Origin of the sequence: Pyruvatibacter sp. (genome assembly GCF_040219635.1) — a bacterium.
Taxonomy (GTDB): Bacteria; Pseudomonadota; Alphaproteobacteria; order CGMCC-115125; family CGMCC-115125; genus Pyruvatibacter.
Map to the genome: position 1 here is coordinate 1 of NZ_JAVJSC010000007.1, position 23832 is coordinate 23832.

Annotated in this window: 20 protein-coding genes; 7 read left to right on the forward strand and 13 right to left on the reverse strand. The window is 55.3% G+C overall.

From position 1 onward, the window contains the following. The first annotated feature begins 569 nt into the window (after positions 1 to 569). From RIB87_RS11600 to RIB87_RS11610, 3 genes are all read left to right on the forward strand, one after another. Positions 570 to 1085: a siphovirus Gp157 family protein gene (locus RIB87_RS11600; protein WP_350146783.1), complete on the forward strand. Its 516-nt coding sequence runs from the start codon at positions 570 to 572 to the stop codon at positions 1083 to 1085. After that, positions 1085 to 2353 carry a Rad52/Rad22 family DNA repair protein gene (locus RIB87_RS11605; RefSeq protein ID WP_350146785.1) on the forward strand — a complete coding sequence of 423 codons (1269 nt, stop codon included), beginning with the start codon at positions 1085 to 1087 and terminating at the stop codon, positions 2351 to 2353. Before RIB87_RS11600 ends, RIB87_RS11605 begins: the two co-directional genes overlap by 1 nt. Before the next feature lie 70 nt (positions 2354 to 2423). Continuing rightward, complete coding sequence (locus RIB87_RS11610; protein WP_350146787.1) at positions 2424 to 3845, forward strand: O-antigen ligase family protein; 1422 nt, start codon at positions 2424 to 2426, stop codon at positions 3843 to 3845. Positions 3846 to 3862: 17 nt separating this feature from the next. Here RIB87_RS11610 and RIB87_RS11615 read toward each other — a convergent pair whose 3' ends face one another. From RIB87_RS11615 to cysD, 8 genes are all read right to left on the reverse strand, one after another. Then, complete coding sequence (locus tag RIB87_RS11615) at positions 3863 to 4525, reverse strand: hypothetical protein (protein ID WP_350146789.1); 663 nt, start codon at positions 4523 to 4525, stop codon at positions 3863 to 3865. An 87-nt stretch (positions 4526 to 4612) separates the two neighbouring features. Continuing rightward, the gene (gene galE, locus RIB87_RS11620) at positions 4613 to 5602 is read right to left on the reverse strand and encodes a UDP-glucose 4-epimerase GalE (RefSeq protein ID WP_350146791.1); all 990 of its coding nucleotides are present in this window, start codon (positions 5600 to 5602) and stop codon (positions 4613 to 4615) included. Positions 5603 to 5638: 36 nt separating this feature from the next. Then, entirely contained in the window at positions 5639 to 6718 is a 1080-nt protein-coding gene (locus tag RIB87_RS11625; RefSeq protein WP_350146793.1) for a GDP-mannose 4,6-dehydratase, read from the reverse strand. A gap of 167 nt (positions 6719 to 6885) precedes the next feature. Next, entirely contained in the window at positions 6886 to 7827 is a 942-nt protein-coding gene (gene fcl / locus RIB87_RS11630) for a GDP-L-fucose synthase (protein WP_350146795.1), read from the reverse strand. Positions 7828 to 7830: 3 nt separating this feature from the next. Further along, the gene (gene gmd, locus RIB87_RS11635; protein ID WP_350146798.1) at positions 7831 to 8880 is read right to left on the reverse strand and encodes a GDP-mannose 4,6-dehydratase; all 1050 of its coding nucleotides are present in this window, start codon (positions 8878 to 8880) and stop codon (positions 7831 to 7833) included. Between the two features lie 108 nt (positions 8881 to 8988). Further along, positions 8989 to 9231, reverse strand: coding sequence for a hypothetical protein (locus tag RIB87_RS11640; protein WP_350146800.1), 243 nt, complete (start codon positions 9229 to 9231; stop codon positions 8989 to 8991). Positions 9232 to 9295: 64 nt separating this feature from the next. Then, positions 9296 to 11215: an adenylyl-sulfate kinase gene (gene cysC / locus RIB87_RS11645; protein WP_350146802.1), complete on the reverse strand. Its 1920-nt coding sequence runs from the start codon at positions 11213 to 11215 to the stop codon at positions 9296 to 9298. A 14-nt stretch (positions 11216 to 11229) separates the two neighbouring features. Next, the gene (gene cysD / locus RIB87_RS11650; protein WP_350146804.1) at positions 11230 to 12024 is read right to left on the reverse strand and encodes a sulfate adenylyltransferase subunit CysD; all 795 of its coding nucleotides are present in this window, start codon (positions 12022 to 12024) and stop codon (positions 11230 to 11232) included. Between the two features lie 366 nt (positions 12025 to 12390). Here cysD and RIB87_RS11655 point away from each other — a divergent pair, with 366 nt between their 5' ends. The 4 genes from RIB87_RS11655 (at position 12391) to RIB87_RS11670 (ending at position 17118) form a co-directional block, all read left to right on the forward strand. Next, positions 12391 to 13902: an undecaprenyl-phosphate glucose phosphotransferase gene (locus tag RIB87_RS11655; RefSeq protein ID WP_350146806.1), complete on the forward strand. Its 1512-nt coding sequence runs from the start codon at positions 12391 to 12393 to the stop codon at positions 13900 to 13902. 17 nt (positions 13903 to 13919) lie between these two features. Beyond that, the gene (locus RIB87_RS11660) at positions 13920 to 15200 is read left to right on the forward strand and encodes a WcaI family glycosyltransferase (protein WP_350146878.1); all 1281 of its coding nucleotides are present in this window, start codon (positions 13920 to 13922) and stop codon (positions 15198 to 15200) included. A 14-nt stretch (positions 15201 to 15214) separates the two neighbouring features. Beyond that, the gene (locus RIB87_RS11665) at positions 15215 to 15919 is read left to right on the forward strand and encodes an FkbM family methyltransferase (RefSeq protein WP_350146808.1); all 705 of its coding nucleotides are present in this window, start codon (positions 15215 to 15217) and stop codon (positions 15917 to 15919) included. Between the two features lie 62 nt (positions 15920 to 15981). Continuing rightward, positions 15982 to 17118 carry a glycosyltransferase family 4 protein gene (locus RIB87_RS11670; RefSeq protein ID WP_350146810.1) on the forward strand — a complete coding sequence of 379 codons (1137 nt, stop codon included), beginning with the start codon at positions 15982 to 15984 and terminating at the stop codon, positions 17116 to 17118. Positions 17119 to 17316: 198 nt separating this feature from the next. On the opposite strand, the gene RIB87_RS11675 is transcribed toward RIB87_RS11670, so the two are convergent. The 5 genes from RIB87_RS11675 to RIB87_RS11695 all read right to left on the reverse strand — a co-directional run bounded on the left by RIB87_RS11675 (position 17317) and on the right by RIB87_RS11695 (position 23579). Next, complete coding sequence (locus RIB87_RS11675) at positions 17317 to 18549, reverse strand: oligosaccharide flippase family protein (RefSeq protein ID WP_350146812.1); 1233 nt, start codon at positions 18547 to 18549, stop codon at positions 17317 to 17319. A gap of 11 nt (positions 18550 to 18560) precedes the next feature. After that, positions 18561 to 20000, reverse strand: a complete 1440-nt coding sequence (locus tag RIB87_RS11680; protein ID WP_350146814.1) for an O-antigen polymerase — start codon at positions 19998 to 20000, stop codon at positions 18561 to 18563. 32 nt (positions 20001 to 20032) lie between these two features. Beyond that, positions 20033 to 21100: an acyltransferase family protein gene (locus tag RIB87_RS11685; RefSeq protein WP_350146816.1), complete on the reverse strand. Its 1068-nt coding sequence runs from the start codon at positions 21098 to 21100 to the stop codon at positions 20033 to 20035. Between the two features lie 430 nt (positions 21101 to 21530). Then, positions 21531 to 22691, reverse strand: a complete 1161-nt coding sequence (locus RIB87_RS11690) for a glycosyltransferase (RefSeq protein WP_350146818.1) — start codon at positions 22689 to 22691, stop codon at positions 21531 to 21533. A 174-nt stretch (positions 22692 to 22865) separates the two neighbouring features. Continuing rightward, complete coding sequence (locus RIB87_RS11695) at positions 22866 to 23579, reverse strand: class I SAM-dependent methyltransferase (RefSeq protein ID WP_350146820.1); 714 nt, start codon at positions 23577 to 23579, stop codon at positions 22866 to 22868. Between the last annotated feature and the right edge of the window lie 253 nt (positions 23580 to 23832).

Below are 23832 nucleotides of genomic sequence, written 5' to 3' on the forward strand. Positions count from 1 at the left end.
GAGTTCTTGTGCGTTTTACGTGCCATTCGGCGTCCCCTAGCCCGGTGCCGACATTCGGCACCTCGTCTGCTGCACGTATCAGGCATTCCCCGTGACTGATCCCCGCCCCGGACCGTAGATCAGAAGGTTAAGGGAGTGCAAACACGAAAAGCATGACAGGCGCGAAATCGGCGCAAAAGTGCCATATCTGAGTGCCTGATCCGGCAGTTTTAGGTTAAAGGGAGCAGATAAGCACCGCGGCAGCCCCCCTCCTTTCTGCGACCACGCACTTTCGAAATATCCGAATCCACAGCGCACATCATCCAGCGCCTATCGTGACCCCTATTGTTCGCAAGCCACACCCAAGCCCAACAGCATCAAAATCGACGTCGTGACTAAAGAGGTTGTAGTGCTGATTCACTGACGCCTCACCAATGCGCGCGAGAGCGCTGGCGCAGTCAACAACAATCGCACAAACCCACTGCTTATCCCCTCCTTTGTCCCCTGCTTTCGTGACCAGATGACTGGATGCTGGCCGCATTGCATGGATGCATGGAGTTCCAAAATCAGACCCAACGAGGAGCTCAAAAATGCAAACAGTCCGCAAAATCGATGTTGATCACGCGGTGGCCGCCTTCCGGACGCTTCGCCTAAAGCTTGCTCAAGAATTCCCGGATGCCGACGAAGAAACGCTTAGCGATACCACCGAAGGGATAAGTGCACTGCCCGAACTTGTTGCACAGGTCATCAGATCATCCCTTGACGATAAATCGTTGGCGTCAGCCCTAAAGGCACGCATCGATGAGATGTCGCTCAGGCGAACCCGTCTGCTGACACGCGCTGACAAGAAGCGCGAACTGGCCGCAGACGCCATGCGCGAAACATCGCTCCGTAAAATATTGGAGCCTGACCTAACGCTCAGCCTGCGTCCCTGTCCTCCGACTGTCGCGGTCACAGATGAGCAATTAGTCCCGGAGGACTATTGGATTGCCCAACCCGCCAAACTCAATCGCAAAGACCTGCGCGAACGCGTGCTGTCAGGGCTGGCGGTCCCAGGAACACAGGTGATTGACCAGCCCGACACCCTTAGCGTGAGGACAAAATAATGGGATTCACGCGATATCAAACACGGGTTTTGGCCGCACCTCTTGCGGCAAAACACGTCCGTATCCGCACAGAAGGTGAGACCGCCCTCCACTACCTGGAAGGATGGCACGTCATGGATCAGGCCAATCGTCTCTTCGGCTTTGACGGGTGGGACCGAGAGACGCTGTTGCTAGAACCGCTGCAGGTATCGTTTCAGGAGCCCGCGTGGCATGCGGCCTATCAAGCGCGCGTACGTGTGACTGTGTGGAGTCCCGACGGGCCTGTTGCCCGCGATGGCACAGGGGTTGGTCATGGGACCAACACCATCCAGGCGAAGGCAAAAGACATCGCGCTGAAAGCGGCCGAGACCGATGCGACAAAACGGGCGTTTGCCACCTTTGGCAACAAGTTCGGGTTGTGTCTCTATGATCCAAGCCTGACCCACGTAGAAGGGCTGATTGAACAACGACCGCCTTCGCCGCCATGGTCGCTGCTCGGCGCCGATGGATCGAGCTTGGGGTTGTTTCGCGCAGCCGCAGATTATTGCGGTGGCCTACGAAGGCTACTTCAGGGCACAGATGACTTAGGACTGCTATCGCGCCTATGGGCGTTGAACTTTCCTGAATTATCTCGACTAGTGCGTGAGACGCCAAACCTCAAAAACCAGGCGGGCCTCCACTACGCAGAAATACTTCGGCGCACGTACGAGCACCGGCTTGAAGACCTCCTCATGTCACGACCGACTCAAGATGGCACACCTGCTTTGCCAGACCAGGAAAACACGCAGTCGTCCGCAGTTCTTGCAGAGACAGCCAAACAATTGGCTCCGCGCGTAGGGCCAAGTGCAACGGCCCGTGACAATCGCATCGACAAGTCAGAACTGACCATCGGCGCACCACCCCGCCGCCGGGACAAAAACCACCTTCGATACGTAGCCGGGCTCTCCTGCCTCGTCTGCGGCCGCAAACCAAGTCAGGCCCACCACATAACTTATGCACAGCGGCGTGGTCTTGGTCAGAAAGTAAGCGATGAGTTCACGGTGCCCCTTTGCACCATCCACCACAGACAACTCCACGACCACGGAAATGAAAAAACATGGTGGGCAACCCATGCCATCGATCCGCTCGACGTTGCTGCCCAGTTATGGGCCCAGCCCACCGAGGCACATGATCGCTCGTCACATGGCCCCTTGTTACATGACCCGGCATCACATGCCGCCAAGATAACTGGTGCTGATGGCCACGGGCGCGATGACTTACCCCTGAAGGCTGGTGCGCAGCAATCCTGATCGTTACAACAAGGGACTAAAGAAGCGACTGCCGCTCATTCCCGTCACACGCTCATGGTCAGCAGCCAAAATGTCTCAGCCCGAACCCGTCGTAACACCATCCGGGATGAGCCTTGAACGATGGGGCCTATCGCCCTGGCTACTGGGTGTGATCATTTTGCTGGCGTGGGCACCGCTTCCGTTTGGATCAGTGCAACCGGTCTGGAAAAACGTCTTGTCGGCAGCATCGCTGCTGATGTTTGCCGGATTCATCATAGCCAAAGGCCCAACACTTCGTTGGCCACCACATGGCAACAGGGCTTTGAGCTGGAGCCTCGCATTTTTTGTGTTGGCATGCCTTTGGATTGCGCTCCAGGCAGCCCCCTTCATGCCCGTATCGTGGCACCACCCGGCCTGGCAGCTTACCGCTGAAGCGCTTGGGGAACCCCTTACAGGTACAATCTCGCTTGATCCTGCCGCTTCGATCGAGGACCTGCTGAGCCTGCTTGGGCTTGCGGGGATATTCGGGATTGTTGTTATTGAAGCGCGTGATCCCAAGAAGGCTCGAACGCTTCTGGCAGCAGCAGCAATTATCGCATTTGCCTACGCTGTATACGGGCTTGTCGTTTATCTCACGGGCAACGAAACCGTGGCATGGGCTGACAAGCGATTTTATCGGGATTCGCTGTCTTCAAGCTTTGTGAACCGCAACACCTACGGCGTCTATGCAGGCCTGGGGATAGTGTTTGCAACAGCACTAGTGTTGAGTTTCATCGCACCGATCATTGCCGGTCGCCAGAGGCGGGCAGACAAGGCCCGCGAGGCGCTCTCATATATGACCGGTCCTGGAGGTTTCTGGCTACTCGCCATAATTGTCGGGTCGAGCGCATTGATCCTGAGCGGGTCACGGGCCGCATCGACCGCGTCCGCCTTGGGTGTTTTGGCGCTTGTCGGACTTTATTTCGCGGCCCGGCGGGCATCGGTGACAACCATTGTGGGCAGCTTTGGGGCGATTGCTGCAGCGGGATTTGTGCTGTTCTTGTTGAGCGGCGACCTGCTTTTTGATCGGTTCTCACAGGTTGATGCTTCGCTCGGTGGCAGGTCGCGGATTTATGAGATTGTCGCGATAGCCATCCAGGATCATTTCTGGCTGGGTGGAGGATACGGCGCATTTGACGACGTGTTCCGCATCTACGCTGGCACCGCAGAGAGTTTCGGTCCCAATTATGAGGCAGCACATAGTGTGTTTCTCGAGATGACTCTCGAACTCGGCGTGCCGGCAACCGTGTTTCTGTTTGCCAGCATCGCCTTGCTGGTTGGGAGTTGCAGCTGGGCAATCCTGACACGACGCCGTGATCGCATGTTCCCGGTCTTAGCCATAGCTTCCACGGTTCTGGTTGTCGTACAGGGCACCGTGGATTTTGGCGTGCAGACACCCGCGGTAGCGTTGGTCTTTGCCATAGCACTGGGCCTAGGCGTCGCGCAGTCTACGTCGAGCGCCGATCACAAATAGAACACCGGCATCACCGATTAGGGTGCATAGCGGCGGGACCACGCCTGCAATTGATCGGGATCATCCGATGCCATGGCCATGTTGCGCTGACCCTCGGCGTGAAGCGTCGCGTAAAGCCTGCTCACCGGTCGACGCATGCGCCAATCCTTTTGAAGCTTGGGCAGCGAGGCCAGCACGCCGGATGATGTGGCTGCCGAAAAGTTTTGCGGATATCGCAAGACCAGTTCAACAAGTGTGATGGCGGTAAACGGGTTGCCCCCATCAAGCTGCAGCGCTGTTTGCGCCACGCGGTCGAGGCCCACCTCAGGTCCGATCGAGACCAAACGCGCTGCAACGTAGCTGCGCCAGACACCCTGCGCATTCGGGAACCGCCGCAGCGCCGCGCGCAGGTGACGTTCAGCGGCCATGGCAGCCAAAGCACGCCTTTCGTCACCAAGCCTGCCCAACAGTCCAAGCAACGCCCTGCCGATCCCAAGATCCTGCTGGTTAAGGGATGGCTTGAGCACAGGACTTGGCTGTTCTTCCAAAACACGTTCCATGAACGCCGCCTGGTCTTGTTCGCCGACAAGCGCGTTGTCAAACCGTTCCTGTATCTGCACTGCTTGGTATTCACCGACAGCGTCCCACGCAGCAATGCCCCCGAAAACAACCGCACACCCGGCCACTAACCAGGTTATCACGACCCGCCGAGCCCCCATCAACCATCCTCCCGACCAGTTGTTTTTGTTAAATCGGTCCGTGAACACAGATCGCATATGCAAGCTTGCTCAGACCGGCGGCGACTGTCGCAGGCGTTCTTCCCAGCGTAGCGCGTGTTCGACGATCACCGCCAGGTCATCGAGTTTGGGCTGCCAGTCAAGCTGTGTGCGCAGGCGGGTGGCGTCAGAGACGAGTTCCGCCGGATCGCCTGCCCGACGCGGTGCGTGGCGAACATCGATTGTCCGGCCTGATACACGCTGCACTGTCTCGAGCACCTCCAAAACGGAGGCCCCATGCCCATACCCACAATTGAATGGTCCGCCTTTGTTGCCACAGCGCATATGATCAAGCGCTGCAAGATGTGCGGCTGCGAGATCGGATACATGAATATAATCGCGGATGCCGGTACCATCGGGCGTATCGTAATCATTGCCGAAGACCTGCACATGGTCGCGCGCGCCCGTAACAGCTTCCAGAGCCACCTTGATGAGATGGGTTGCCCGCGCTGTCGATTGTCCCGCACGTCCCTTGGGGTCGGCACCGGCTACATTGAAGTAACGAAGCGCTACGTATTCGAAATCATGCGCCAGTGCCGTATCCCGAAGCATCCACTCGGTCATGAGTTTGGATGCGCCGTAAGGGGAGATGGGCTCGAGGGGAGAATCCTCGCGCACCGGAACGATTTGAGGGGTCCCGTAGACCGCTGCCGTCGATGAGAAAATAAACCGTGGCACGCGATGCGCGATACAGGCGGCAATGAGCTCGCGCGAATTGACCGTGTTGTTGTGGTAGTAACCAAGCGGGTCCGCGACCGAATCCGGCACAACAATGGACCCGGCGAAATGGATCACTGCATCAAGGTCATGGTCGCCCATCACCCGGTCCAGCAATTCCCGGTCACTCACATTGCCTTCCACGAAAGTGACCCCATCGGGAATGACGGACGCAAACCCGGTCGACAGGTTGTCAAGGACGATCACGTCTTCGCCGCGGTCTGCCAAAGCCAGCACGGTATGGCTGCCGATATAACCCGCACCGCCGGTCACCAAAACAGTCATGAAAGCACCCCTTCAAAAAGTCGCGGTTCCCTTCGGTCAGTCCGCGACAGCAGCCACGAGGGACGGGGCTTCGCCTGCCGCGGCCAAGATCCGCAACCGCTCAATATCGGCCTGCACCATCTCATGAACTAGTTGCTGGAACGTGACGCGTGGCCGCCAACCGAGAACCCGCCGCGCTGTTGACGCATCGCCAATGGCAATCGGCGGATCAACGGGGCGGTAAAACTTTGGATTGATCCGCACCAACACTTCGCCTGACCGCGCATCGCGGCCCTGCTCATCCAACCCGCGCCCGTCCCACACCACATCATGACCCACATAGGCAAACGCTGCCTCAACAAACGAGCGCACCGAGCGCGCTTCACCGGTAGCCAGCACCATGTCTTCAGGCACATCGTTTTGTAGCATGGCCCACATTCCCGCCACATAATCCCTGACATGCCCCCAGTCGCGGCAGGCATCCAGATTGCCAAGCGTCAGAGGGGCTTCAATGTCCAGGTGCTTAGCCGCTACCGCAATGGATATCTTGCGGGTAACGAACCCCTTCCAGCGGTGCGGGCCCTCGTGATTGAACAAGATACCGTTGCAGGCAAAGACACCTAGCGCGTCGCGATAATGTTTTATGGTCTCAAAGGCGTGAACCTTGGACTCGGCATAGGGACTGCACGGGTTAAACGGTGTTTCTTCCGTATGCGGATGGCCGTCACTTGGCCCGAAGATCTCCGACGACGACGCCTGATAGATGCGCGTGCGGTCGCCAAGCCCCAAAAGCCGCGTCGCGCGCAACAATCGTTGGGTGCCTCCGGCATTTACATCAAAGGTCTCGTCGGGCTGCTCGAAGCTCAAGCCCACATTGCTCTGCGCTGCCAGATTATAAATCTCGTCGGGCTGGGCACCGTGCAGAGCGCGGGCAATGCTGACTGCATCACGCATGTCACCTTTATGGAGAAAGAGGTTCTGGCGCGCGCCCGATACACCCTCCACCCGTGACCACTCAAACCGTGACGGCGCCCGCGCAAGCCCGTGCACGCGATAGCCCTTGCCAAGCAGCAGACGCGCAAGCTCACCGCCATCCTGTCCGGTTACACCGGTGATAAAGGCCGATCGTTGCGTCACGAGATAATCCTGGGAATTCGCTCCTTGGGGAGGAGCGGGCAGCAGCATTGAAAAATGCCAACCTGGCCGGGGTACAAAACTGTCATCTTTGGTAAACGCCCAACACGCTTTTCACAAGCCATTGCCATGTATCGCCGGCGAAAAACGGCAGAAACGCTGCAAAAACACTAGTCCCGGCGCGTGGCGGCGTTTTCCAGATACCAGGTGTAGGTCTTCGCAATGCCATCGCGCAGGTCTGTTTTCGGCGTCCAGCCCATTCCCAGCAATGCACTACTGTCCATCAGCTTGCGCGGCGTGCCGTCAGGTTTGCTGGCATCAAAAACAAGTTCACCTTCAAAGCCAATGACATCGCAGATGGTCTCTGCAAGCTGACGGATCGACACTTCTTCCCCGGTGCCCACATTCACATGGCTGTCGCCCGAATATGTCTTGAGCAGATGCACCAGCGCGTCAGCACAATCATCCGCATACATGAACTCACGCAACGGCGTACCGCTGCCCCACACTTCGTAGCTCTTGTCACCAGCAGTTTTGGCAGCATGTACTTTGGCCATCAAGGCTGGCAGCACATGGGATGTCTTCAGATCAAAATTGTCGTTGAGGCCGTACAGGTTGGTGGGCATGGCCGAGATAAAATCGCAGCCGTGCTGTTTGCGATATGCCTGACACATCTTGATGCCCGCAATTTTCGCGATCGCGTACCATTCGTTGGTAGGCTCCAAAGGCCCCGTCAACAAGGCGTTTTCACGCATCGGCTGGTCAGCGTGCTTTGGGTAAATGCACGACGACCCAAGAAACAGCAGTTTCTCAACACGCGCTTCAAACGCTGAATGAATGAGGTTCGCCTCAATCATCAGGTTATCGTACAAAAAATCAGCAGGTTGAGTATCGTTGGCCAGAATGCCGCCAACCCTGGCAGCCGCAACAATCACAGCATCCGGTTTTGCGTCAGCCATCCAGGTCCGCACACCCGCCTGATCGCGCAAATCAACATCACGACGGCTGGTTGTCAGCACCTGGCAGTTTTCAGACGCAAGCTTGCGGTAAACAGCAGACCCCACCATGCCCGCATGGCCCGCCAGATAAATACGTTTTCCCGAAAGATCCATGGGTCAAAGATTTGAGTTGGTAAGCGCCAGGTCGGCCGCCACCATTTCAGACACCAGCTGATGAAACGGAGTTGTGTGTGACCAACCAAGTTTTTCGTGCGCTTTCGTTGGGTCGCCCAGAAGCAGGTCTACTTCCGTGGGACGGAAATAGCGCGCGTCCACTTCAACCAGCACCTTTCCGGTTTTTGCACAACTGCCCTTTTCATCAACGCCTGAACCTGACCATTCAATGGTCACGCCGGTTTCGGCAAAGGCGAGCTCGACGAATTCGCGTACCGCATGGGTTTCGCCCGTGGCCAGCACAAAATCATCTGGCTCATCCTGCTGCACAATCCGCCACATGCCTTCCACATAATCGCGTGCGTGGCCCCAGTCGCGCTTGGCATCTAGATTGCCCAGATAAAGCTTCTCCTGCTGCCCATGGTGAATAGCAGCAACGGCTCGGGTGATTTTGCGCGTAACAAACGTCTCCCCGCGCGTTGGGCCTTCATGGTTGAACAGGATGCCGTTGGAGGCATGCATGCCATACCCTTCGCGGTAGTTCACCGTAATCCAGTAGGCATACAGCTTAGCAGCAGCATAGGGGCTGCGCGGATAAAACGGTGTCGTTTCGCGCTGCGGGGTTTCCTGCACCTTGCCGTACAGTTCCGAAGTTGATGCCTGATAGAAGCGCGTTTTCTGCTCCATACCCAGAATGCGGATTGCTTCCAGGAGCCTCAGTGTACCGATGGCGTCAGAGTTCGCTGTATATTCGGGCGTTTCAAAACTCACCTGCACGTGGCTTTGCGCTGCAAGATTATAAATCTCGTCGGGCTGCACTTCCTGCACAATGCGAATGAGGTTGGTTGCATCTGTAAGGTCTCCATAATGCATCTCAAAGGACGCATCGTCCTCATGCGGATCAATATAGAGATGATCCACCCGCCCGGTATTGAATGACGATGAGCGCCGCTTTATGCCGTGCACCTTGTAGCCCTTGCCCAGCAAGAGCTCCGCAAGGTAAGCGCCGTCCTGCCCGGTAATGCCGGAAATAAGTGCGGTCTTCTGTGTCATTGGCAGGCCCGGATGCTAGGTGTTGGCGCTATACGCACACTGAAACACCTATGTGCCGCATATCCACAGCAATTTCCAGAACCTTGAACCCGGATCCTTAAGAGAAGGTCAGGCGGGCGAGCGCGCTACGCTCTGCAGATATGTCAGCTTGTCATCAACCTTTTTGAATAGTGACCAGTCACCGCGTTGCAGGGCATCAGCCCGCTGTGCGCGATATCTGTCGGCGATGCCCGTGCCATGTGCGGCAAGGTCAGCATCAACCCCGCGCCGCATCTCGTCCAGCCGCGCAGATACTGCCGCAGCGAAAGAAGTCTGCTGCTGCCAGGATGCATCCAGGGTTATGGTGCGCACGTGTCCCATAAAGGGACAATACCACATCAATGCAGCCGTGCATCAGCGATAAAGGGTTAACGCGTCAAACGCTGAAATTGGCTTCCACGTAGTCCACCAACTGCTGAACACACTCCTCAATGTCGCATGTGGACGTATCAACAGTGACTTGAGGACTGTCCGGTGCCTCATAGGGCGCAGAAATGCCGGTGAAGTCGGAAATCTCGCCTGCCCGTGCCTTTTTATAGAGACCTTTGGGGTCACGCTCTTCGCAGGTTGCCAGATCAGCCGCCACATACACTTCGTGGAAATGCTCGCCTGCAGCCTCCCGCGCCCGATCACGGTCCGAGCGATAGGGCGAAATGAAGGACGTAATAGCGATGGCGCCCGACTGCGCAAACAACGCAGACACTTCGCCGACGCGGCGAATGTTCTCGGCCCGGTCTTCGGGTGAAAACCCAAGATTGGCGTTGAGCCCGTGGCGTACATTGTCACCGTCCAGCACAAATGCATTCATGCCTTTTTCAAACAGCCGCTTTTCCAGCTCCACCGCCAGCGTAGATTTACCGGCACCCGAAAGTCCGGTCAGCCACAGCACGCCACCCTTGTGGCCATTGCGCACCGCGCGCGCATCAAGCGTGATGCCATGCTCGACCTTGGTGATGTTGGTGGATTTTTGGGTAATCAGGTCGCGCTGGTCGGCATAGCCTTCCATGGAAATGATACCGCCGCCGGAAATATCGTACCCATCAATGAGCACAAAGCGACCCGTGCGCGGACTATCGACAAAACTATCAAGCGCCAGCATCCGCTTGGAACGCAAAACAATCTCGGCGACCTGATTGCGCTCAACCTGGCCCGCATCGGTTGCCGAAAGATCCGTCGTATCAATGATACGCTCAATCTCCTGCACCTGGACGCGCGCTTCAAACGTGTTGAGTTTGAGCTTGTAAGTCTTGCCTACGGTAAGCGGCTCTTTGCCAAGCCAGAACAACCGTGCACGGAATACGTCCGTTTCCACAGGCGCTTGCTCGACGTGGCTGGCCATGTCGCCACGCTCAACAAAAATCTGTTCATCCAGCGTCACGCCAACGCTTTCGCCTGCCTGTGCCGACGACGGGTTTTCAAACGTACCCTTGGATGACCACCCTTCGATGCTCGCCACTTTGGCGCTCTTGTTTGACGGCGAGAACACCAGTGTGTCGCCCACATTCAGCGAGCCTGCTTCAAGGCGGCCTGCAATAATGCGGCGCGTGTCAAACTTGTAGACATCCTGAATGGGGAACCGCAGCGCCTGATCGACAGTAGGCGCTGACGGCAAGAAGCTATCCAGCGCTTTAACGACGGTGGGGCCGTTGTACCAGGCCATGTTGGTGGATTGCTCGGCGATGTTGTCACCCTCGCGCGCGGACACGGGAATGACGAATGTCGGCGTCACGCCAATGGAAGTGAGGTAGTCGCGATATTCTTCCTCAATGAGGTCGAACTGCTCCTGCTCGTAATCCACCATGTCCATCTTGTTGACGGCCACCGCCACCTGACGAATACCCATCAAGTGCAGCAAGTAGCCGTGCCGACGCGACTGCTCACGCACGCCTTCAGCCGCATCAATAATCAGCAGCGCTGCATCAGACTGCGCAGCACCCGTAATCATGTTTTTCAGAAATTCTTTGTGGCCCGGCGCATCAATAATCGTGTAGTCCCGTTGCTCGGTCTTGAACCATATCTGCGACGTATCAATTGTGATGCCCTGATCCCGCTCCGCCTGCATAGCGTCCATCAAGAACGCCCACTCAAACGGCATGCCGCGCCGTTCGCACATGGCCTGAATTGCCTCGTACTTACCTTCCGGCAACGACCCCGTGTCATGGAACAGGCGACCCACAAGGGTGGACTTGCCATGGTCAACATGGCCCACAATCACAATCCGCAACAAGTCACGTACGCGCGCGGCCAGTGCGTCAGCATCAGGCACGGCAGCGAGATTTACAGCTTGGTTTGTCATTATTTTTCTCCCGCCTACATGTAGCCATCAGCGCGCAGACGCTCGAACGCGTCCTCGCTGTCATGGTCCATGGCGCGGCCTGCCCGCTCTTCGGTGCGAATGGTTTCAAGCTCGGCGATGATCTCTTCAATCGTTGCCGCGTGGCTGTCGATGGGGAACGTGATGCCTTTTTCCCCCAGCGACCGGAAGCGCTTGCCGTCCCTGGCAAAATACAGCGGCACCAGCGGGATTTCCTCGCGCTGGATGTAGCGCCACACATCAAGCTCCGTCCAATGCAGCAGCGGGTGGATGCGGATGTGCGTGCCGTCGGGATAGTCCGTCTTGTACTGATCCCAGAACTCCGGCGGTTGATCGCGAAAATCCCACTGACCGTCGGAGCCGCGCGGGCTGAACACCCGCTCCTTGGCGCGCATTGATTGCTCGTCGCGCCGAATGCCGGTGATAAGACCGTTGAAGCCGTATTTCTCGATCGCCTCCTTCACGCCGGCCGTCTTGCGGGCGGCCAGGCGAGAGGCAGGTGGGAGGGTGGGGTCAATTTTCTCGATCGGCGGGCACATGTCCTTGATGAGTTTCAGGTCCCACTCCCTGGCGTAGCGATCGCGAAACGCGTAGGTCTCGTCGAACTCAAGCCCGGTATCAAGATGCGCCACGGGAAACGGCAAATGGCCGAAAAACGCCTTGCGTGACAACCAGACCATGACGTTGGAGTCTTTGCCGAGCGACCACAGCATTGCGATGTTGTCGATCCGGTTAAACGCCTCGCGCAGAATATAAATGCTCTGCGCCTCAAGCTGGTCGAGACGGTCCATAAGGGTCACTCTCCTGACTATGCGCCTGATGGCCAACCCAATACCGAGGCCCCTCAATTCGCGTGCGGATTACCTAATAACCCACCTTGCTTATGTCAATTATAATATTGTACATAGCCTTGTTGTTGTTTATTACGTCGACGCGCGAGGATTAAGGGGCGAGCGAGTTGGCGCGGGACTTGCTGTTATCAGGATGTTGCATCAAAGGCGTAACAGAAAAGCACAGACTTCCCATGCCGTTTTCTCGCTTTCCATATTTCGTCCGGATTATGCATACTCTGCTTCCGCAACGAAAACAGCTTGCTTTCAATGCGTTAAAGCGGTCGGGAATGATCGTCTGCCTGCCCAGTTTAGACCGCAAGGATCATGACTAAGCATCTGACACATCAGCAATCGCCCGACGACGTGCCCCATGCTTACGATAGGCAACGCGAAAGTGAACCTGAATCAGGCGTGCCGCCCAAAGGTGCGACCCGCCGCAGCCCTTTGGTTCGCGTTATCAGTGAGAGCGTGACGCTTGTTGATCTGGCCGCAATCGTCATCAGCGCTGTGGTTGCTGAGTTCCTGTATGCAGGCCTCGTCTTGCAGGAGACAATCGACATTCAGCGTACGTTGGGGCTGAGCTTTATTGCAGGCATCATAACACTGGGTATTTTCGCGTACCTGCACCTGTACCGCAGCGAAAGCGTGTTGCGCCCGCGCTACGCAACTTTACAAAAAGCGATTGTTGGCTGGTTTCTGGCAATCATCAGCCTGATCGTGATGGCTTTTCTCACCAAGACATCCGAAGAATTTTCGCGTGGCTGGGTTTTGCTGTGGGCCATATCCACACCTGCCGCCATACTATTGGGCCGCGTCGTCGTCCGGCACCTTGCAATGTGGCTTATTGGACAAGCAGGACTGGCACGCCACGTCGCGATTGTGGGCGCAGGCCCGGTGGCGGACAGACTGTCGCTACACCTGTGCAACCGCAACCCGGAACTGGTGCTGGTCGGCATTTTTGACGACCGCTCGCCAGACAGGGACAACGGCACGGGAACGCTCGCCCCGATCGGCACGACCCAGGACCTTGTTAACCGCGGCCAGCGGGAACCTCTCGACGAAATCATCATTACAGTACCCATGAGCGCGCGCACACGATTGGACCAGCTGATAGAGACGCTTGCTGTATTGCCCATTGATATTCGCATGTGCCCCGGTATGCCGCTGATCGAAGGCACCGCACCCAGCGTCAGCTACCTTGATGACATGCCCCTGATCTCAGCCCTCAAACGCCCGATAGGCGAATGGGCATGGGTGGCAAAGACGACCTTCGATCGCATTGTTGCCACACTACTGCTTGTGACCGCATCACCGCTGATGCTGCTGATTGCCATTGCCATACGCCTGGAAAGCAAGGGGCCCGCCTTGTTCAAACAAAGACGCAACGGCTTCAACCACGAGATCATCACGATGCTGAAGTTCCGCAGCATGGTCGTGATGGAGGACAGCAACACAGTGAAACAGGCACGCAGGAATGACGCGCGCATCACGCGACTTGGCGCAATCCTAAGACGCACCAGCCTTGATGAGTTGCCACAGCTCATCAACGTCATCCGCGGTGACATGTCGCTGGTAGGCCCGCGTCCACACGCGCTGACCCACAACAGACATTACGCGACAATTATCGGCCATTATGCCAACCGCCACAGGGTCAAACCCGGCATGACCGGCTTAGCTCAGGTCAATGGCCTACGGGGGGAAACCGACACACCTGAAAAAATGGAGGCCCGTATCAAGTACGACCTTTATTATATCGAGAACTGGTCGCTCTGGCTGGACATAAAGATCCTGCTACGGACTATGATCGTGCTTCCATTCCAAACAAGTGCCTATTGAGCAATCCTATGGGCAATATGCGAATCCTCATTCATGGCATCAATTACGCACCGGATGAGATTGGAATTCCGAAGTATACGAGTGAGATGGCACGTTGGCTCGCGGCCAGGGGTCATGACATACGCGTTGTGACTGCCCCTCCGTACTATCCTGAGTGGAAAATCCGCGCCGGATACACGGCCAGCGAATATGTACGCGACGCCGAAGATCGCATACGCATTTTGCGCTGCCCCATCTATGTCCCCGCTAACCCAAGCGGCCCAAACAGGCTGCTGCACCTCGCATCATTCGCCCTGACAAGTGCGATACCGCTTGCGTGGATCGCTGCCCGCTGGCGGCCACATCTGGTCATCGGAATTGCCCCCGCCCTTGCTGCTGCACCCGCCACATGGGGCGCTGCCCGGCTTGGAGGCGCCGTTGCATGGCTTCACGTTCAGGACTTTGAGCTGGATGCAGCCTTTGAATTGGGTCTGCTCAGTCATGGCTCATTGCGCCGAACGGCTAAATGGATCGAGCGCAGGATACTTAAACGCTTTGACCATGTATCAACTATCTCCGCCAAAATGGCTGAGCTACTGGAAAAAAAAGGTGTCGCTCCTCAGAATATCCACGAACTGAGGAATTGGGTGGATGTCACATCCATTCACCCGCTCACCACACCATCGCCTTATCGTGCGCAGTGGAATGCAAGTGAGAACGACATCATTTGTCTTTACTCCGGTAATATTGCCAACAAGCAAGGCATGGAGGTCATCATTGATGCCGCGCGGTTGCTTGCTCACCGCACGGATATTCGCTTTGTCATCTGCGGCAACGGCTCCGGCCGCGATACATTCGCGCAGGCTGCTAGAACGCATCCCAATATTTCGCTCCTGCCGCTGCAGCCCCTTGGAAAATTGAACGACCTTTTGGGCGCTGCAGACATTCATATGCTCCCGCAAAAAGCTGGTGCCACAGACCTTGTGCTGCCATCGAAGCTGACCGGCATGCTCGCCTCCGGCCGCCCCGTCGTAGCAACCGCTGCGCCTGGCAGTGGGCTTGCAACCGAAATAGAAGACTGCGGCGTCGCGACAGCACCTGGAGATGCACAGGCATTCGCGATAGCTCTCGAAAAACTGGCCGACGACGGCCTTCAGCGCGAAATGCTAGGCCGGAAGGCACATGCTGCTGCAATGTTTCGCCTGGACATGAATGCAATCCTGCTCGCCGCTGAAGGCGCATTTCTCGATTCAGTTCCATCAAGGCGCGTTAAAGCCGATAAGCTCAAAGCTGGCCAACCCGCAATCAACAACCGTTAGGTATAGGCCATGTAATGGCATCGCTCTCTAAACTCATGGCACTAGCCTCCAGCCCGGCTTATTGGCCGGCCCTGCTGCAGGGCGTCGCACCGACCGTCGAGCATCGCGAGGCACTTAAGGACTTCGACTTCAAAACGGTGGTCGATGTCGGTGCGAACAAAGGTCAGTTTGCTTTCTTTGCTGCAACCCAATGGCCGCTGGCCGAATTGCACTGCTTCGAGCCGCAGCCCGGTCCACGTGCAAAACTGGATCATCTTCTAGGTTCTCGGGTTACTAGCCATGAGTGTGCGCTTGGTACTCAGACAGGTACTGCCGAGCTACATCTGGCAACACGCGCAGACAGCTCGTCGCTGCTGCCACTCGGGGAAGCTCAAAAACGACTCTACAGAATGGACGAGGTAGGTACAGTTACCGTGCCCGTCGAGCGGCTTGACACAATGATCAAAACACTCACGCGGCCAGCGCTCCTGAAGATAGATGTCCAAGGCTTCGAGTATGAGGTGCTTCAGGGTGCGTCCGCACTGATCCACTCATTCGAATGCATCTATGTGGAAGCCTCATTCACGGAACTATACGAGGGCCAGAAACTTGCCGACGGCGTGACCACATATCTTGAGGAGATGGGTTTCTCTTGCACAGGGCGATTCAATAGCACCGGAGATGAAACCAGAAATTTAGTCCAAGCTGATCTTCTATTTAGGCGTCAACAGAGAGGCTGAGCATTTAGGCCGCGCGTGCTCAAGGGTCGCTTTCCATAAAATTTCTAGCGTGAGAATTCGTAATGCCCCTTAAGAGCTCTGGAATCGGGAAAAAAGGCAAACCGCAGCCGCATATTTATCTGTTGGGTGGCTTTCCTCCTCCGGTGACGGGCAACTCTTTGAGCTTTGCTACGATAGCGAAAGACTTGGAAGGGCGCGCACCGGGCCACGTGACCCGTCTGAATGTGAACGGAACGCGATTAGGTAAATCAGCAATAGCGTGGAAAGTGTTGCGGTATGTCAAATACTGGTGCCAACTGCTATTTCTGCCAACAGACCGTCCCGCAACGCTCTATCACGTTTGCGAAGGCGACCGCGCATTGTTCCTAACCTTGCTAACGCTCCTCATTGCCCGCGTTAAAGCACTCCCGGTAACCCTTCATCACCACAGCTTTGGATACATCAATTCACCACGCGGCATTGTGAGCACCATAAATCGACTGCTTGGACCGAGAAGCAAGCATGTTTTCCTGAGCCAGGGGATGGCCGATGCGTTCTTCGCTCAGTACACGACGCCGAGGGGTTATGTCCTAAACCACAACTTGGCCCAGTCGGCTCAATTCTGGAATGCCGCAAGAAGCCTCCCGCGCATAAAAGCTCAAGCACCAATTCGCGTTGGGCACCTCTCAAATTTGAGCTTCGAAAAAGGCCTAGATACGTTCATCGAAATTGCTGAACTTGCAAAAACAAGAGGTCTTCCGGTGGAATTCATTCTTGCTGGTGCTCCTAGTTCCGCACTCGAAACGGAATACATCGACAAGGCTAAAGACAGATTGGCAGGCAGCCTTCAATACCTCGGCCCAATATTTGGGGGCAAAAAAGTTCAATTTTTCCGCGCACTGGATATTTTCGTGTTTCCGACACGCTATTATCACGAAGCTCAGCCGATTGTTTTACTTGAGGCACTGATCGCGGGCTGCGCCGTCATATCTACTGACAGAGGTTGTATTGCCGAGGACATGCGGGCCATGGGCGGTATCCTTATACCTAGGGAAAGCGCGGCAGACCCAAATGCGTACCTAAATGCTCTTCAGACTTTTGTTGACACTCCCAACACGCTTGCCGCGACACGCGCCCTATCACTCTCGCGAACACGCAAGCAGTATGAAGCTGCAAAAAGTGGCTATTATGGCTGGACAAATTCAATGATTAACGGGTGACCTGAGACCCTTCGGTCCCTCAGTTATTTCGAGAATCTGCCCCTTTCATAAGGGCCAACTCTAATCAAACTTGCAGGAAGATCAGGGGGTCACGTCATAGGCAATCAAGTGCGGGACCAAATGGGTCGCAGGTCACAAGGGGTCACGTCAGTCCAGAATTCAGGGGGCAGAGCAGGAGTCACGTCATAAGCACAGGATTTATCTTTTTGATCGTACTTTAAGATAGGATACGAGCAATGCTACCACCAGTGCATAACTCAGGACAGTGGCGCCCGCCACGCCGGCAGGACCCATCAGTTCGCCCAAGGCAATCGAGAGCACGATATTTGCTGCGGCGCCAGCCGCAGCTGTCAGTGCTGATACACCTGTCGCACCCAACGACGTAGCGATGCGCGAAGCCATGGAGCTATAAGCAACAAACGCAGTTGAGAGAATATAGATAGCGAGTATCGTCTGACCGGGCTGATACGGTGCACCGAAAATAGTCCTTAGAACAGCCGCCCCAAAAAAAAGTGCGGAGAAGCTGGCAAACAATGTCGCCGCTGCGATCGCGACAAGAGCGACGAAGCTCCTGCGCGAGAGCGATCCGTCGACCGCTTCCCGGATTAGGTACGGCGTCAACATCAAAACTACTATGCCGAACGCCAAGTTGCCTGCTTCCGCTATTCGCGCCGCGGCAGCGTAGATGGCTAGCTCTGCTTGCCCGAAGCGCAGTTGCACGTAAATTTGGTCAAATCGGAGATAGAGGACCACAAACACCGTCTGAATCGCCAGCGGTGCCGCCTTGTAGAAAAGTGCACGCTGACGCATCCATAGTGCTCTCGGCATACGCACACGCTTGAGCGTGGCTGCCCAGAGCGCCAGGGCGAAGAGCACGCTCTCCCCACCCCAGACGAGTGCCATAGCCTCCACGCCCTCGCCCGCCATAAACAGCCAGACTGCAGCTAACGAAGCAAAAGAGATACTAGCGATGCGCAGCGGGACATAGTCCCGAATTGCATAACGAGCCTCGTGATCGGCAAGAATAATTTGGGCTGGCGCAGCCAGCACTTTCAGCCCGCAAAATGAATATAGTAGAGCTAAATCCTGTTGCCCAAGAGAAAGTATAATAAACACTGATCCCAAATACAGTAGGCAAGATAACGGAAGACAGCTCCAGAACGCGATGGAGATCAAGCGATGACGACCGGTTCTACGGGCGGCCACGCGGCTATAGATCAACGCCCGCAGACCAAATACGCCCAATGGTGCCTGCAATCCCACCAGTGCTAGCGTGAAAGCAAAAGTGCCAAATGCCTCCAACTCGCTGGCCCGCGCCGCTAGGGCGATAATGAGGAAGCCAAACGCAGCTTGTCCGCCTGCGTCGCCGGAAAAGCCCGCAAGGCGCCCTACCGCCGTCCTGTATCCGGCAAGTAAGTCATTCTGAGGCATATTGCCGCTCTTCATTTGTGGATTTGGACACGCCGCACACTCGGCACAGTCGCTGAGTTTCGGTCACCACGTGATGCGGTCAGCTTCAGAGCCAAACTGACGACGAGCGGCAGCATTACCGCAACTGCGACATTGCTAGCGGCGGCCATGGCCGAACCGCGCAACATAATTGGCGCATAGGCAGCTGTGGCAACTAATGACAGTGTCAAAAACAGGCTTATCGTGCTACGACGCGCCCGTTCTGCGTGCTCCAGCAACTTAACTGCCAGTGCGAGCATAACGGCAAAAAGTATGACGCCAAATAGGCCGAAATCGATCCAAGCCTCTGCCGGCATTGGCATACTAAGATTGGTGTAAATGTAGCCCATGTGCTCGGCTACGATTTGTCCGCTGGGTTCTGCTTTGTGTGGCCAAATCGAGCGCGGAATAAAGAAAAATATTGCCGAAAAATTCTGAATTCCGAGCTTGTGCCCTGTCTCGCCGGTGAACTGAACAGCATTTAGAAGCTGCTGGTAGGCATCTAAATCGCCGTGAGTTATTACTTCGGCGAATGATGGAATGGCCACGTCGAAATTGATATTGCTACCTCGATTGAAGTTGCGCATCAGCGGTGCAATTGAATAGAAGGCGGCTGGGAACACCAAATAAAACCATCGCAAGGGAGAAACCCTTTGGATCTCAACCACGAAGCCGGCCAGCAAGAGCATAGCGAAAATGTGTGTGCGCGGTGTAGAGCTCGGATAGTTAGCCAGTAGCGCGATTGAACCCGCGACCAATAGAAAAGCTACAGAGTGGAAATGCCGGTTCGAACTCCGGCTGATGAGCCAGACAATAATAGCCCCTCCAAACCCTAGCAGGGCAAGTTGACGCCCAAGAGACTTTGTCAGCCCCATAACTGTCGTGTTGAGCGATCCGCTCGTTTCAAATGCCACCATTGAGGTGTAGCGCGTACCAAAAATCGAGGCCGGACCGACTTGAAAATAAAGATAGGACAAAATTAATGCCGCAGAAAACGCACAGGCGATGGAGAAGAAAATGAACACCCTCAGCTGATGCAGTTGAACAGTCGGAGACGCCAAGGTGCGCCGGGGACCGAGGGAAACCAATCGGCGCAACCGCCGGTCGATTGGGGACGAAACTGCGAAGAAAACGCCCACGAAAGTTGAAAAAATGAGGAAGGCGATCCAGTACTCGGCATCGGAATAGCTCGCTGCTCCCCAATAAAATTTCCCAGTCAGAACTTGAGCTGCGCCCGGAAGGCCTATGAAAAAGGCGAAACCAAAGGTGAACATCTTCGTTGCCGGGCCAGACGAGGGAGAAAACACGTTGTGGAAATAGGTATAAACAAGAACTGTGGAGACAAAGAGCATCGCAACGCCGCTCATATGGCCGCGCATCTCGCCCTTCAAGCCAAACAGGAAAACGCCAAGGCACAGAGCGGTCCAGATCAAGCTATAAACCGTCCTCCTTGTCGACACCCGCCTCATGAATCGCCTGGTTTAAAGCCGCCCCTCAATGGCTGAGCTTGTTTTCGTCCTGCGATCAGCAACCGACTTGGCCCCTCGAACCAAGCCCAGGACAAATAAGCCAGCGCGAGGCAGAATGAATAACAAAATGCGGAAAGCGCAATCATGTGCCACGAGCCGCTCCAGCCAAGAATTTTGTCGCCGATCGCGTTCATGACTATGAGAATCGCAATGGGGTGCCACATGTAGAGGCTGTAGGTAAGTTGTCCCAAGGGTGCAATTATGCGGAAAATGAGCGGGTGCTCACGACGGGCGTCTGCAGCGACAGCGAAAATGCAAAGGATATATATATTGAGCATCACGATAGCGTCGTGCACGCCGATCTGCATTTCTATGCAAAGCGCCGCCACGAGCGCCAGCAAGGCCCATCTTGGCACCGGAACCCTCAACAAGACCGTCCGATATAGCATAAGCCCGGTGCCAAAACTAAAACCGATCATAGCACGGACGAGAGGATGCAGTTCCTTCCAGTGCCAGCCCGTGGCGATCTGCAGCGCAAATGCAGTTACCAGAAGAGCTAGTACAGCTGATGAAAACAAGGCCCGCCGACGCGCCAACAGCATAACTAGCGGAAATACCACATACATAACCATCTCGGCGCTTACCGACCAACTGACGCCATTGAAATGTTCACCGCCACACGGAACCATTGCGTGAATTAGAAACACCGTGCTGGTGATGCAGACCAAGTCATAAGAGGGTGGGTTATTTATCTGTGTACCGGTCGTAAAAGCCAGTGTCCAAACAGCGAATGAAACTAAAAAAGTTAGCCAGTGCAAGGGGAGCAGGCGCGCTACTCTCTTGCGCATAAACATGCTATACTTGGAAGAAGATGTTATTTTTTCTTTGTATAGGAAAGTAATAACGTAGCCAGAGATAATAAAAAACAGGTCCACGAAAAGTGCGAAGCTCTGCGTTCGAGCGATAATTTCTGGGCGTGCCGCTTCAGTGTAGAAGAAAAAGTGAGAATGGTGCCAGACGATACCAATCGAAGCGATAATCCGCAGAGCATCGAAATTGATCATCTTGTCTGATTCAAGCCGAAGTGGCCGTGCGCTAAACACGCTGCCTGAACCAAACCAGCGTCGTGTGCCGGTTCGCTCACCGGAAGACTGTGGGAGCTCAGGGGTCATGCCGCGCAAACCATTGGTACCAGTTCGGTCAAGGAAGAACGCCAAGGCGGACACACTAGCACTCGACGGACGGCGGCGCTTGTCGCGATTAAACGACAGCGTCCGCTCAATGGGGGTTGATTTCCGATAGGTATCACCATTAGCAAAGCCTAGTTTACACCCACTCCAAATAACAACGTCAGGAAGTTTATTCTGACCCTAACGAAGTCAAGGATAACACAGGACGTTTTGGATCTGTGACGTGACCCCCGGGGTACCAAGGTGCCGACACTACTATGAAGCATAGGCCGGCAGGCACGCCCAACAGAACAAACACGCCTGATCAGCGCTCAGTCTCAGACGCCGAACTCGGCCCGGCCAACGGGCCCACCTCTTGCAGAGCAGAAAGTAGCCTCGTTGCGTAATCCAGAGGCGCGATGGGGCGCGGAAGAAGGCTTTTGTTGTGGCGAGGTATCGGGCTTTTGGTAATAGCGTCGAAAAGGTCGCGCCACGCATCCGACCCCGTTCCTTCAGCAATCCGGCCGTTAAATCCATCACTGATCCGGCCTCGCAGTTCACCAGCCGCTGGACTAGTCAGCACCGGACAACCACCTTGTAGTGCCTCATCAATCACCAAGCCGTAAGGGTCTCCGAGCGTTGGAAACACGAAATAATCTGCAAGCGCATAGAAATCCAGTAGATCGGCGCGTTGTTGAAACCGATCGAAGCGCGTATCAATGCCCATATTGCTGCAATACTGGCGCAACTCTTCCTGATCTTTACCATCTCCGACAAAGACAAGGGTGCCGCTACCCGCTGCGCTGCTGCGAGAAAAGCCGCTCGCCATTTCAAATAAGCCTTTGTCACGGATGATCCTGCCGACGTAAAGGAATATGGTTCCGTTGGCCTGATTATTGGTCAAAATTGCGCGGCGCGCTGCCCGGCGAAATCCCGGCATCTGAGGACTCGCGAAGTGCACCAAATCAATGGAATGCGGGACCACAGCAGCAGCAACTTGCCGGTGATATTTGCGCGCGTACGCTATCCCGTCCGCCCCCGGCGAGACGACGCCTGAGCCAAGCCGGAAAACGAAGCGCTTTGCCCACTCCTTCGCTTTCGACCGCTTTATCCACGTGTCGAAAGTTGTTACGGTCCAAAAAATCACGTAAAATCCCAGAAAGCGCCCCAGTAAGGCGAGCAAAGGGGCCACCCTCTCCGCATGCAGTGCTACCACGTGCGTTGGCCGGTATTTCAAGATTTTCAAGATCAGCGTCGCGTCGTTAGCTAATGACGGGGCAGTTGCACCTGAATGTATCACCTGATACCGAGGCGAACCGATTTTCCAGCCGTGACTCTTGGCACCTTTAAGAGTGTAAGCGGCAGCAAAATTGTCGCCGAGTAAGTTTTTTATGCAAGCAAAACGCTCGTCCATGTAAGGGGTCGGGACATTATTCCAATAGACTAGCCGCACTTGTCCAGGTTCCAGATTAGAAAATCGTTTCAAATTTCGACTAGTCCTTTATTGAAGTGGCCTCCTATGACAATTTCCGAGGCACAGGATTCAAAGATTTAATTCCAAAAAGAATGAAAGGTTTTCTGGCTGTCACAATATCTGTCCTGAGACTAGACAGTCTTCTGTTTGCGGCGCACCGGCTTCGACAGCAATCACTCAGGTCCACTAGCCTTCGGAAGATTCTGGTGTATGCACCCTACACAAAACCATAAGTGACCAGCCGCCTAGTAGATGAGCGGCGACGCTCGTATTTAGCAGTCCTAAAATCGCGCGCGGGGCGCTTGCAATTGCCCCCCTAAATGGCTGCCGACCCTTAAGTTCCCTCCAACCAGGCGTAAGGGTTTTATCCTCCACCGTAAAACCTACATCCTTCAACGTTTCTATAGCGCTCAATTCGGAAAAATAGTGGATGTGCCTCACCTTTTCGCGAGCTCGTAAGTATCCGTGCCGCAGAACACTCGAAACATTCATGTCAAGCGGCACATGAAATATCCAGACGGGCGCTATTCTTTTACACTCTTCGAGAAAACCAATATAGTCGGCGACATGCTCTAGCACATCAAATGCATAACCAACATCGTAACTTTTTTCCCCGACAACCGGCGACCCGACCTTAAAACACACTCTAGGAGAAGAATTGTTACGCCGGGCATACTCGATTACGGACTCGGCAAGATCAAACGCATCACTTTCAGCGCCATACTTGTTTGCCATCAGTCGAGCGGCACGCCCTGCGCCGCACCCAATTTCTACGAATGAGTCAGGGTCAAGGTGATTGCGGTCTATAAGTAAAGAGGCATATTTAACCTTGAATAGCGAATCTTCCTCATGGAATCCTTCGACAAGTTCCCAGTACTCTTCATCATAAAACTGTTTCATTTGAGATCCATCTAGTGACGTGCCCCCCAGCTGTGATTAGAGCCTAGCCGCGTTTTTTTGCACTGCTACCCAACCTTGGAACACTCGCATCTAGAGTTTTCCGACTTCCCCAGGTCCGGTGGGCTGTGACCTGAGACCCATTTGGCCCCACATTCGAATGGAGAGCCTGTCGCAACGGAGACAGACAAAGCGCAAGAATAAATTCAACGACGAACATGTAATCGTAGGCCTGAATGCATAAGGGTTGGGCTCG